The 12906-nt window shown below is 63.1% G+C and carries 10 protein-coding genes; 7 read left to right on the forward strand and 3 right to left on the reverse strand.

Features of this window, described 5'->3' with window-relative positions; genetic code table 11:
• Positions 1 to 305 (forward strand): hypothetical protein (locus G1C98_RS09175; protein ID WP_417852317.1); only part of this gene is annotated, 305 nt, incomplete at its 5' end.
• Positions 306 to 453: 148 nt separating this feature from the next.
• On the opposite strand, the gene G1C98_RS09180 is transcribed toward G1C98_RS09175, so the two are convergent.
• On the reverse strand, positions 454 to 675 hold the full coding sequence (locus G1C98_RS09180; RefSeq protein WP_169080916.1) for a hypothetical protein: 222 nt from the start codon (positions 673 to 675) through the stop codon (positions 454 to 456).
• Positions 676 to 1046: 371 nt separating this feature from the next.
• Between G1C98_RS09180 and G1C98_RS09185 the strand changes: the two genes are divergently transcribed.
• The 4 genes from G1C98_RS09185 to G1C98_RS09200 all read left to right on the forward strand — a co-directional run bounded on the left by G1C98_RS09185 (position 1047) and on the right by G1C98_RS09200 (position 3529).
• On the forward strand, positions 1047 to 1832 hold the full coding sequence (locus G1C98_RS09185) for a hypothetical protein (RefSeq protein ID WP_169080917.1): 786 nt from the start codon (positions 1047 to 1049) through the stop codon (positions 1830 to 1832).
• Positions 1833 to 1973: 141 nt separating this feature from the next.
• Positions 1974 to 2570: a ParA family protein gene (locus tag G1C98_RS09190; protein ID WP_169080918.1), complete on the forward strand. Its 597-nt coding sequence runs from the start codon at positions 1974 to 1976 to the stop codon at positions 2568 to 2570.
• Positions 2570 to 2806: a hypothetical protein gene (locus G1C98_RS09195; protein WP_240945008.1), complete on the forward strand. Its 237-nt coding sequence runs from the start codon at positions 2570 to 2572 to the stop codon at positions 2804 to 2806. The genes G1C98_RS09190 and G1C98_RS09195 overlap by 1 nt, the downstream gene beginning before the upstream one ends.
• Before the next feature lie 165 nt (positions 2807 to 2971).
• Complete coding sequence (locus G1C98_RS09200; RefSeq protein ID WP_169080919.1) at positions 2972 to 3529, forward strand: hypothetical protein; 558 nt, start codon at positions 2972 to 2974, stop codon at positions 3527 to 3529.
• A gap of 91 nt (positions 3530 to 3620) precedes the next feature.
• Here G1C98_RS09200 and G1C98_RS09205 read toward each other — a convergent pair whose 3' ends face one another.
• Entirely contained in the window at positions 3621 to 4736 is a 1116-nt protein-coding gene (locus tag G1C98_RS09205; protein ID WP_169080920.1) for a replication protein RepA, read from the reverse strand.
• Between the two features lie 842 nt (positions 4737 to 5578).
• Positions 5579 to 5803 carry a hypothetical protein gene (locus G1C98_RS09210; protein WP_169080921.1) on the reverse strand — a complete coding sequence of 75 codons (225 nt, stop codon included), beginning with the start codon at positions 5801 to 5803 and terminating at the stop codon, positions 5579 to 5581.
• A 342-nt stretch (positions 5804 to 6145) separates the two neighbouring features.
• Between G1C98_RS09210 and G1C98_RS09405 the strand changes: the two genes are divergently transcribed.
• Together G1C98_RS09405 and mobF are read left to right on the forward strand one after the other, a co-directional pair.
• Positions 6146 to 9013 carry a class I SAM-dependent DNA methyltransferase gene (locus G1C98_RS09405; protein ID WP_169080922.1) on the forward strand — a complete coding sequence of 956 codons (2868 nt, stop codon included), beginning with the start codon at positions 6146 to 6148 and terminating at the stop codon, positions 9011 to 9013.
• Positions 9014 to 9421: 408 nt separating this feature from the next.
• On the forward strand, positions 9422 to 12906 hold a 3485-nt coding region (mobF, locus tag G1C98_RS09220; protein WP_169080923.1), incomplete at its 3' end, for a MobF family relaxase.

The raw sequence follows: 12906 nt of genomic DNA on the forward strand, positions 1-12906 counted from the left end.
GCACGGCGATCCGCGACGCCCTGGCCGTCACGGGAGACGCCGAGCGGCTGAAGCGCCTGGAGGAAACGTTCAGGCGGATCACCGGCCGGGAATTCGAGCCGGCCGAGAGGCCGTCGCCGGCACCGGAGCGGAAACCGGCGCGGGCCGCGGCCGTCGGGAAACCCGCCGCCGCACGCCGCGCCGGCAGGCCTCGCACGGTCCCCGACCCCTACGCGCAGCAGGCAGCGCCGCTGCCGATGCCCTCGCCGGCCGGCATGGCCATGCCATCGGCCGGCCCGGACGCGGGGCCGGGTTTCGGCATCTGAACCCAATTTAAGCGTTGCATACAGTCAGGCTACAACGCTTAAATGGGCGTCGCCCCATGCCGACGGCGGTCTACCCATATATAAGACCTATATAGGTTTTATATAAAACGGCACATGGCCGGCAGCACCGCACGGAGGCCGACGCCCCTTAGAAAAACCTTCCGAAGAATCGACGCCGATCCCCCATTTTGCTCAATTTCAGCATTACGAAGATGCAGATCGCAATGATGATGCCGTCGGCCACGATCCTGTTCACCTTGGGACCGATGAGCTCGACCATCCGTCGCAGCAGCAAGATCATGTCTCTTTTCGTCTGTTCGCGGTAGTCCCTCTTAGGATTTCTGTAATTTTCGGTCGATGGTGTATCCATGGATCTCTGCCTTTCTCGCTAGATTTTTACTGCTGATTCCATGAATACCGGAGCTTTCACGGTCGGCCTTCGGAAAACCGGAAAATGCCGTTTACCGCGGATTCGCCGATTCGAACCGGGTGAAGTACAGGGGCATGGATCACCGGCCCCCATACGTCAGAAAAGCGATTTTCCAAGCCGAAAACCGCAGAAAACCGCCAAAACACAGCTGGAGCCAATGAGAAAAATGCCCCACGGTTTTCCAGATACGCCGATAGCAAAAAGATATGCAGGCGGTTCCAGTACCGCACGAACGGCCATCCGTCTGACCGAACACGATTCACATTCTAGGTGTTATCATCTGTGATAACACCTAGATGGATGGAGGCGATATGGGCAGGCCAATGGCGGAGGACCCGATGCTGGTGGAGATCGCACCGGCGGATCTGGGCGGGGCGTTGGGCCGCTTCGCCCTGGACACCGGGGAGGTGTGCCGTGCGCTCAAGTGCCACCGGCCGTGGATGGCCGTGCACGTCAGGCCGTTCGTGCCCCACTGCTACGTGCCCTCCGGCGTGGCCGCACAGTGGCGGACCGCGCAGGGCATGCACTGGGACCGGGAGGCGCTGCGCCGCCTCGTGGCCGAGCATGCGACATTCACGCGCCGCAATCGGCGCGTGTACGCCTCCGCGCACATGCCGGAGAAGAGGGCCGCGGAGATAGCGGCCGAGAGGGACGCCCTGCAGCATCGCGCGATCGCCGCGCAGGCCGAGGCTGGACTGTCCGGCGACATGACCGTGATCGACGGCACCGTCACCACGATTTCGAGGCTGCTGGACGCCTTCGACCAGGAAACCGTGAGCAAGGCGCTCGACGCCGAGGGCAAACGACTGTGGAACCTGGCAGTCGGCAGGCGCAACGGCCTGCCCTGGCTCCCCGCCGAACCGGTCCCGTTCGCCACGGACGGCTCCTGGCAGACCACCGCGAGCCTGACCGACTGGGGAGATACAAGCGAGATGGTGCAGCGCGGAATCTTCGAGCGGTGCATGACGCGCGTCGAGATCGACTTCCCCGGAGGCCCCGGCGTCAAGGTCATGTACTTCGACGACCCCCGCAACATTGAGCCATACGACATGGCAATCGGGCTGGACACGTCGTGGATCGTGCCCGCCGACGCCTGAGCCGGGACGGCCGCACGGCCGCCGTCTAGTGTTATATCCGGTGATAACACTAGACGGCGATAATGTGATATCCTATATAAGAGATATATATGATATATATAAACGTTATATAAGTCATATATAAGGTTTGGAGGTACGGCCATGATCGTAGCAATCGTGAACATCAAGGGCGGGGTCGGCAAGACCACCACGGCCATCGCCCTGGCCACCATGGCGGCCAGGGACGGGCGCGAGGCCGTGGTGCTCGACACGGACGCGCAGTCCAGCGCGAGCCTGTGGGCGTGGAACGCCGAGCAGAACGGGCACCCGCTGCCGTTCGATGTGGAGAGCGCCAACATAGCGACGCTGCGCAGGCTCGGGGACGGTGGCGGGCGGTTCGTCGTCATCGACACCCCGCCGACCGGCAAGATCACCGACGAGGCCAAGGACGCGGCCGACTTCGTGATCGTGCCGACCAGCCCGAACAGCATCGACCTGCAGCAGACCTCGGCCGTGGCCGACACCCTGGAGGAGGCCGGCAAGCCCTACGCGGTGCTGATCGTGAGGGCCGAGCCGCACACCATCGCGCTCAGGAGCGCGCAGGAGTACTTCGCAGAGAGGGACGCCAGCATCTTCGACACCGTGATCCCCAAGCGGGCCGACCTGGGCAACGTGTACGGCCAGCCCTTCGGCAGCAACATGCACGGGTACGAGGACGCCTACAGGGAACTGGAGAAGGCGACGGGGGAGGCGGTCTGATGGCGATCAAACCGGTCAAGACGAGAAGGCCCGGAGGCAAGCCCACCGACAGGCTCATGGACATGCAGGACACCAGGCACAAGGGCGACGGCAGGGGCGGCGACAAGGTAATGATGACCTTCATGATCCCCGCCGACCTCAGACAGGAGCTCAGGGAGCGCGCCGACGAACTCGGCACCAGCAGCGCCCGGCTCATCCTGGACGGCATCAGGATGCGGCTCGGTCAGGACGACTGACTGCACCTATATAAAACATATATAAGACCTATATAGCCCTTATATAACAATGGGGCTGTATGGGTCTTTTAATTTTCCTTGGAACGCCGCCGATTCCCCGGCTTGACAACATTTTAAGTGTTGTATATAATTAGAGTACAACGTTTAAGGGAAAGGACGGCGGCCATGAGCAGGGGACTGGGCAGGATCGAGAGGGAGCTGCTGGAGGAGATCTCCACCGGCGAGGGGCGCACCATCGTGGCCACGCCCGGCCTCACGCCGGCCGAGAGCGAGGCCAGGCGGCGGGCGGCGCGGAGCCTGGACCGCAAGGGGCTCGCCTGCCTGCGCGCGGGACGGCGGTACACGCGCAGGAGCCTGCTGATGACCGCCAGGGCCGCGGCCGAATGGGACGCCAGGGCCGGCGAGGAGGCGCTGGAGAGGGCGCAGGACCGCCAGGACGAGGCCAGGCGAGACGAGATGGCCGCCTTCCAGGCGATCCGCGCGGCCAAGGGCGACAAGGGACCGGCCACGGAGGGGGAGCGCAACACTGCGCGGATCACCATCAAGCCAATGCACGGCCGCGAATCGACCGCCGATTTCCTGCTCTCCGACATCGAGGCGGGGCTTGGCACCACCTGGAGCCTCGGCCGGCCCAGGCAGACCAAGGACGGCATCACGCTCACCGCGACGCTCCGCCCAGGCATCGAGAGCCACGGCCCGGAGGCCCCCGCCACCCTCTTCTAAAGGTTGCCAACACCTGTTGCACAACACTTATAGATGGGGTATGTCACCTTTTTAAGCGTTATGAACGACCTCACATAACGCTTAGAAGAGGTCAGTCGAACAGGGGCACGTCCATCATCTCGGCACCCTCGCCGTGATGTTCCTCGTTGCGCTGATCGAACTTGCAGAAACGACAATTCTCGCGGCGCACCAGCGCATCGCGGTGCTCACGGGCGGCCGTGACGTCGAACAGCTCGGACGTGGTGAACACCTCCCATTTCGCATCGAACTTCTGCCAATGCCCCGTGTCCTCCGGATCAGCGGCCTTCACCTCCGCGCCGCGAGAATCATGCACCCGCTCCAGGCGGGCCCGCTTCTCCGCGGCGCGAGTCTGCGCGACGGTCGGCACACTGGTATTGCTTGGGAAAATGGTCACACGCTGCGGGCCGACCGTGACATCGGCCGGATACACAGCCAACACGTCGGCCAGAGCCTCCTTGAAATTCTCCTTGAATTTCCGCAATTCAGAATTGTTACCGAACTGCTGGTAGAGCTGCGCCCAGGTGATCGTGGACGGTTTATGCAAGTTATAAACGCGTTTGGTCAGCCACCAGTAAATGTCAAGCGCCATCGGCTTACGTAGACGGGATATCACCTTGAGATCCACCGGTACAGGGTACTCACGCAACATGTCAACGTAACCCTTGCTCAGCTGCACCCAGTTCTCGAAGCGACCGGTTCTCTGCGGCTTATCCCGCAGCCAGTCGATATGCGCCTTCTCAGCAACGACGAAGTTACGCATATTCGTCTGAGTCTTGGTGTTGTTGGAAATATGGTAGGAACATTCGAACAGTCGTTCCAGCTGCGGCTTGACGCTCTTCAGCTGCCGCCCGCCAATATTCACGCCGATCAGTCGCAGGAATTCACGGAAGGTGGCACCCAGATTCAGAGTATTGGTCTCCGGATCGAAGCACGGATCGCCGGTCTTGATCATCGTGCAGGCCCACAGCTCGAAAAGCCTTGGATATTTGCCGTAAGGCAGGGAATCGGCTCCGGTGGCGAATCTGACCTCCAATGTCCCGTTGCGCCTGACGATCTCCTTCGTGCCGTCCTTGGGCCGACGGTAGGGCAGGCTCACCTGGGCCGCGATCTTGGAAACAAAGCCGTGGGACATCCACGGCTCGCCTTCGGGCGGAACCAAATCTTTCGACGGAGTATTATCTACCATTGCGAATCACGCTCCTAACGTGGTTGCCACGCCCTCGGAGGTTCCAGCCTCGCGGGGGCATTTTCATCAGTTAACTGTGTACTTTAGGGATAATCCGACCCTAAAACACAGTGTGTACTTTGAGGATGCTAGAAAAAGCTGTGTACTTTAGGGATATTGTGGATAACTCTTGTGTACTTTAAGGTCATCGCTTGTGTACTTTGGGGATAAATGAGGGGCTTTAGGGACGAAATGAGGGGCTTTAGGGACGAAATGAGGGGCTTTAGGGACACCATTGTGCTCTCAGCCCTACTGCGAGTAGGGCTCGCTGGGGGTCCCCTGTATACCTGTATACAGATACTTAGAAAAACAAAAAAGAAAAAGCAATCACGAGAATGTGGATAACTGCCCTTATAAAAGTTGTCTACAGATTTAATGCAACAGTTAAAGAATCGTGTGGTGGCCAAAGCCCACAGATTGTTTTGTGGGCTTTGGCCACCAGTGAGGGGCTTTAGGGACACAGAGGGACTTTAGGTAGGAAAAATTCTCCAGCCCTACTCGCAGTAAGGCTTACAGGGGATAACACCAGTGCTCATACCCGTAGTACACAGACGGTTTTGTGTACTACGGGTACCAACGAGGGGCTTTGGCCACCCAGGGACTTTGGCCACCGGCACCCGTGGACTTTAGGTAGGTGAATGCGCCCTCAGCCCTACTGCGAGTAAGGCTGAGGAGAATATACAGCACAGTCATGCCTGTAGTGCACATATGCTTTTTGTGGACTACAGGTACCGGTAGGGATTTTGAACAGGAAAATGAGGGGCTTTGGCCACCGAGGGACTTTAGATACGGTCAGGGGGAAACTACCGCCTCGCGTGCCTTGCCATCACGTCTGCCTTGCCAATGGCGTCCAGGTGCAATCTCACCCAGTCCGTCGTTTTCCGCATCAGGGCGGCGCCCCATCGTCTCCAAACGGCCGACAGCAGCCACAGGGCGGCGCGAGCCATGAAGTCGAGGGATTTGCCGGCGACCCACTCCGGCATGAAACGGGCCATGTATTCGATGATCTGAATGATGATTTCGCTCATGACCGCGTCTATGCGGGCTGAAAACAACCATGCTCCCAGGCCGGCCACGTGTCATTTAAGTGTTGCCGTCGACGCATGGATAACACTTAAAGGACGGATGAAAGACGGATCGGCAGATGTGTTCGCGCCTGCGGTATGCGAAGATGCCGTACTTTGGGTACCTCATATCCAAAGTACGGCGATGGCCGACACCTTTTAAATGTTGTTTTATGCAGTTATACAACGCTTAACTTGGTCAAGTCGGACGCGGAAAACCCGGTCTCATTTTGGGGGAGGGTTTTCCGCATGGTCCCTGGCGGACAAAATGTCGCCCCTGGAAACAGTCGGGTGCATGATTGAGCCATGACTACAAAAAAGCGGATCCAGGAGTTCATTGACCGGTGGAACGGCCACGGCGACGAGAAGCAGGAGACCCAGAAGTTCTGGCTCGACCTGATGCAGAACGTGCTCGACGTGCCCAATGCTATCCACGACACGGAGTTCGAGCACAGGACTGCCGGCGGCGGCTACATCGACGTGCTGTGCCCGGACGCCCGGTTCCTGGTCGAGCAGAAGAGCATCGGGATAGACCTCGATAAGAAGGAGCCACGACAGGGTGAAATGGTCACGCCCGTGGAACAGGCGCTGCGCTACGCCGGCGCACTGCCCTTCAGCCTGAAGCCGTCCGTCATCTGCACATGCAACTTCCAGCGGTTCCGCTTCTACGATTTGGAGAAGGACCCGCTCGCCAAGGGTGATCCCGCAGCCGATTTCACACTCCAGGAGCTCGGCGACCACATCGACACCCTCACCAGCGTGTTCGGCGCAAGTAACAGCCGCCTCGTGGCCGAACAGCAGCTCTCCGAGAAGGCCGGCATCCTCGTTGCCAACCTCCACAACGCCATCGCCGCCCAATACGCCGACCCAGACGACCCGCAAAGCCACCACAGTCTCGCCGTGCTCACCGTCCGGTTCGTGTTCGCGCTGTACGCCGAAGACGCCGGACTGTTCCCGCAGAGCGCGTTCAGCCGGTACGTGGAATCGTTCGACGCCTCACATCTGCGCAGGGCAATCATGGACCTCTTCCAGGTGCTCAACACCAGCCCGGAGAACCGCGACAAATATTTGGAACCCGAACTGGCCCAGTTCCCCTACGTTAACGGCGGGCTGTTCGCCGCTCCCATTGAGATCCCCCAGTTCGCCGACCAGATCCGCGAATCGCTGCTCACCGCCGGCGACGGTTTCGACTGGCGAAAGATCAGCCCCGTCATCTTCGGCTCGCTTATGGAGGAGACCCTGAGCCACGACCAGCGGCGCAAGGGCGGCATGCACTACACCACCGTAAAGAACATCCACAAGGTCATAGATCCGCTCTTCCTCGACAACCTCAAGGCCGAACTTGACGGTATCCTAGAACGTCATGCTGCCGAACTCGAAGCCCGGCGCAAGAAGGAAAAACTCGGCGTCAACTACGTCTCCGCCAAGACACGCGCGAAACGGCACAGCACGGGATTCGACGCGGAAAGCGAACTCTACCGGTTCCGCGAGAAGCTCGGAAACCTCCAGTTCCTGGACCCGGCCTGCGGATCCGGCAACTTCCTCACCGAAACATACCTACAGCTGCGCGCGCTGGAGAACCGCGCTCTGGAAGCCGAACTCGGCGGACAGGGAGCCATGGACTTGGGCGACGATGAGGATATGGTCAAGGTCCGCATAGACCAGTTCCACGGCATCGAGATCAACGACTTCGCAGTATCCGTGACCAAAACCGCCCTGTGGATCGCGGAACAGCAGGCATTGGAAGACACCGAGGAAATCGCCGGCCAGGCGTTGCAGCACCTTCCGTTGCACGACTCCGGCAACATCATCCAGGCCAACGCGCTGCAGTACGACTGGAACGAACTGCTGCCGGGCGACCGATGCTCCTGGGTGATGGGCAACCCGCCGTTCATCGGCCATCAGCAGCGCACCGGACAGATCAAGCAGGACATGGAACTCGTGTGCGGCAAGGACGGAGGCAGCCTCGACTACGTGGCCGGCTGGTACTACAAGGCCATCGACTACCTCGCTGATAATCCGGCGGCTGAATTCGCGTTCGTGTCCACGAACAGCATCACCCAGGGCCAGCAGGTCGCCCCGCTGTTCGGCCATATCAAGGAGCAGGGTTGGCACATCCGGTTTGCGCACCGCACGTTCATGTGGGATGCTCAGACCACCGACAACGCGAACGTGCACGTAGTCGTCATTGGCTTCAGCCGGAATAGTGAGGCGCCTCGCCTGTACTCGTACACGGACATCAAGGCAGAGCCGACCGAAAGCCGGCCGGAGCACATCAACGGCTACCTCCTGGCCGCGCCCGACGTGTTTGTGACTGCACGTAGCCAGAAGAAGGGTACGTTGTCACCGATGCTGAATTTGGCGAACTTCGGCTCCATGCCACTCGATCACGGTAACCTGCTAATCGAGACCCCTGAAGAATATGCGAAAGCCATGGCCGATCCGATAGCCGCCCAATATGTCCATCCGATTCGAGGAGGTAAAGAACTAATTGAAGGCAAGGACCGCTGGTGCCTATGGTTGGTAGATGCTGAGCCGGGAGACATGCGCAGATCGAAGTTCATCGCCGGACGAGTGACTGCGTGCCGCGAGTACAGAGAAAACGCCACCAAGACGGGCGACGCATATAAGAATCGCTCTACACCATGGCTGTTCAGGGACAATCATCAGCCGCAACGAGAGTACCTGGCTGTTCCAAAAGTCTCTGGTGAAAGGCGAGAATATTTCCCGTGTGAATTATTGAATCAAGGTGTCATTGCTTCTGATCTTCTGTTCACTATCGACGATCCCGAAGGTTTTAATTTCGCCATCATGGAATCGTCCATGTTCATAACATGGCTGGAAACAGTCGGCGGGAAACTGGAATCTCGCTATCGTTTCTCCAACACCGTTGTCTGGAACAACCTCCCGCTGCCGCAGCTGTCCGACGAGCAGCGCCGGGAGGTCATCGACGCGGGACGGCAGGTCATCGAGGTGCGCGCCCGGCATGAGGGTCAGTCGTTGGCCGACCTGTACGATCCGGACTTCATGCCGGCCGACCTGCGCAAGGCCCACCGCCAGCTCGACAAGATCGTGGACGTGGCATTCGGTGCGAAGAAGCCATGCATGGACAATACAGAACGGCTTCAGATCCTGTTCGACCGGTACGTGGAAATGACCGGGGCCGGGGAATAGCAGAAGGGCAGGCGGGGAGGAAACCCGCCGGCCCAGGAAAAAGAGATCATAAAATTTGGACGACTTTATGATTCACCCCGTCATTGTATCAGCTGTCCGCCGCCGTCGAACTGTGGCTGCCGTATCGGAGCCCCGTGCCGCCTCCGCGCAATACTAAGTGTTGCCAATAAAGATGTTGGCAACACTTAAATATCTAATGGAAAAGACATACAGATCCAGAAAGAAGAAGGAAGAGAATCCATACAGGCCACAGAGCCATCAGCAGCACAGCAGAAGAGACAAAGCCCCAAGGACAGCAGCACCAGAAAGAGACAGAAGGAAGACCCATTCCAAGAGTCAGAGAGAAGACAGCAGAGAATCAGAAAAGCACCTATGCCCGGTACCGGGCCTTGGGGTATGATCGGGGGTATGCGCGGAAGTCTCACCAAGGTGACGGACGGCGGTGCCGCCCTGGAGAACTACCTCGACGCCCTTGGCGGCGGCGGGGTGTTCGAGGGGTACCTTGGCGGCGGCATCCGCTTCGAGCGCCTTGTGGGCGGCGCGGGCGTGGAGGACCGCGTGCTGCAGAAGGGCGGGCTGACGATGCTGCTGGCGGGGAAGGACCCGACCAGCGGCGAGACCCTGAAGAAGTTCCTGGCGCTCAAGGCGGGCAGGAAGCCGCAGGTGCGCGCCTACGAGGTCCCGATCAACGACAGCAAGGAGCTGAACACGGCGGCCGTGGCCTTCGAGGACGTGCGCGCCGCGTACATGGCCGCGCAGCAGACCGGCGCGGCGGCGGTGAAGGAGTACCTGGCGGGGCATCTGACCGTGCGCCTGCGCGACGGTAGGGGCGGGCGCACGTGGGTGCGGCCCGACGAGATCATGTTCGCGTCCGTGACGCACTTCACGAGCCGCGACGGGGACCCGCAGCTGCACCAGCACCTGGAGCTGATCAACCGCGTGCGCGTGGGCGGCAAATGGTACGCGGTCGACAGCGTGAAGCTGTTCGGCATGTACGAGAATCTGCGCAGCGTGTACGAGACGGCCGTGTACGGCGACCGGCGTCTGGCGGAGACGCTGCGCGCGCACGGCATGAGCCTGGACATGGAGGGCCGCATACCGGAGATCGGCGCGGCGGCCGACGTGTTCGGCAAGCGCCGCCACGAGATCCAGGAGCGCTACGGCGAGCTGGTGGCCGAATGGAAGGCCGGGCACGGGGAAAACGTGCCGGACGGCATGCTGATGCGCCTGAAGATCCAGGCGTGGCAGGAGACCCGCAGGGCGAAGGGCGAGGACAACACCCGCGTCGACTACCAAGCCTGGAACGACGAGCTGAAGGCCGCGGGATACGACCTGGAGGCCATGCTCGCCGGCCGCTCCGGCAGGCCGCGCGCCGACGCCGCGGCCGTGTACGACGCGGCCACCGGCGACCTGTGCGCGCTGAACGCCGTCCACGAGCTCTCCGGCATGCGCAGCGCGTGGAGCATGCAGGACATCGAGGTCGCCGCGTACAGGCAGATCCGCCGCATGAACGTGACCGGCACGCCCGCCGAGCTGGCCGCCATCGCCCGCGACATCACGGCGAGGGCCGCGCGCATGTGCGAGAGCCTGGAGGACGATCCGCGCGCCGACCGGCCCTGGGCGCGCCGGCTGACCAGCCACGCGGTCATCGAATGCGAGGAGGAGCTGAGGGGACGGCTCGCCGCCCGCGGCGCGGAGCGCACGGAGAACCCGGATCTCGAACCGATAGCGCGGGAATACACGCTGGATCCGGGCCAGCGCAAGGCCATGGAGACTATCTGCAAGGGAGACCCGCTGACCGTGGTCGAGGGCGCGGCCGGCGCGGGCAAGACCCACATGCTCACCGCCGTCAGACGGTGCTGCGACCTGGCCGGCCGGCGTCTCATGATCGCCGCGCCGATGAAGAAGGCCGCGATAGTCGCGCACGACGAGACCGGCGCGGACACGTGCACCGTCATGAAGCTGCTGGAGGCGTACGGATACCGGCACGACGAGGCGTCCGGCACATGGAGCCGCGTCGAGGTCGGCGGCACCGACTTCCGCGGCAACACGTACCGCGGTGTGCCCGACGCCTTCCGCATGGACGCCGACACGCTGCTCGTGGTGGACGAGGCCGGCATGATCGACCAGGAGCAGGCGCTCCGCCTGCTGCGCGTGGCCGACGAGACCGGCGCGAGGATCACGCTCATGGGCGACACGATGCAGAAGGGCGCGGTCGGCAGGGGCGGCGTGCTCGCCATGGCGAAGCTATACGCGGAGAACTCGGTCGACATGGCCGACATCCACCGGTTCGAGGACCCCGACTACGCGGAATTCACCCTCCGGCTTCGCGACCACTCCGAGGCCACCGCCCCGGCCCTGGCGCGCGAGCTGATGGACCGCGGCATGGTCCACGCCTCCGCCACGGACGAGGACACCGTCGCCGCGATAGCGGACGAGTGGATGCACCGTCCCGGCACCACCGTCAGCACCGCCACCAACCGGCAGGCCGACATGCTCAACGCGGCGATCCAGGCGCGCCGTCTGGGGGCCGGCCAGCTCGGCTCCAGGAGCGTGCAGGGCATGGTCGCGGGCGAGGCGATCCGCGAGGGCGACACCGTGATGTGCCGCAGGAACGACGAGAAGGCCGGCGTGGCCAACCGCCAGCTGCTCACAGTGCGCGCGATCCACGCCGGCGGCGGCATGACGCTCGTCGACGCCGAGGGCGCGAAGCGCCGGGTGACCGGCGCGTACGTGCGGCGGGCCGTGCAGCTCGGCTACGCGTCCACCACATACGGCGCGCAGGGCATCACAAGCGACAGAGCCATCTACTGGGCCGCGCCCGGCGCGGACGGCGCGGACATGTACGTGGCGCTCACCCGCGGCAGGAGATCGAACGACGTGTACCTGGCCGCCGCCGACCGGCAGGACGCGCTGGAGACGCTGGAGGCGATCATCGGCCGCTCCGGCGGCGACATGGGCCTGGAGGCCGCCCGCCGCGACCTGCGGGAACAGATCGCCGCCTCCGCGCCCGCGGATCCGGCCCGCGGCCGGCTCGAACGCCTGGAGAACTTCATGCGCGATTCACTGGACGCCGCCGAGATGGCCGCGGCCATGTGGTCGCGCTACCTGGCCACCCAGGGCCGCGAGAAGGCCCTGGAGGCCGACGCCGAACGGGCTGGTGCCGAGGCGCGGGAGGCCCGCCTGGACCTGGACGCCGCGCGCGGGGGCCGGCCGGCCCGCCTGGACCTGGAGGCCGAGTACACGGCCGCGCTGCGCGCCGACCCCGCGTACAGGGCGGCACTGGCCGACGTGAGGGCCGACGCCGGCCGGCTGACCGGCGCGGAGGCCGAGGAACGCGCTCTGCGAGACCGGATGCGCCGCCTGAACGGCCGGAACGCGATCATGCGCCGCCTGGAGGCCGGGAGAAGGGCCGGGACGGCCGACGCCCTGGCCCGCGCCGCCCGCGAGGCCGACGCGCTGCGCCGCGAATGGACCGCGAAGTGGGGCGAGACGCCGGCCGCGGCCGGCGACCGGCGGGCCCTGGAGCGCATCGCCCGCGAGGCGGCCACCGAAAGGCTCGACCCGGCCGGCGAGGCCGGCCGGCTGAGGGCCCTGGTAGAAGGCCGGGAGACCGAACTGGAGGAAAGGGCCGCGAAGACGGCCGCCCGCGCCGCCGAGCTGGGGAGGCGCGCCGGGGAGGCGCGGAAGGGCACGGCCGACGCCCTGGCCGACGTGCCCGCCTGGTACCGCACCGCCGCACGCCGCGCCGCCCGCGAGGCCGACTGCACGGCGATCCGCGACGCCCTGGCCGTCACGGGAGACGCCGAGCGGCTGAAGCGCCTGGAGGAAACGTTCAGGCGGATCACCGGCCGGGAATTCGAGCCGGCCGAGAGGCCGTCGCCGGCACCGGA

Origin of the sequence: Bifidobacterium erythrocebi, assembly GCF_012932675.1 — a bacterium.
Lineage (GTDB): Bacteria > Actinomycetota > Actinomycetes > Actinomycetales > Bifidobacteriaceae > Bifidobacterium > Bifidobacterium erythrocebi.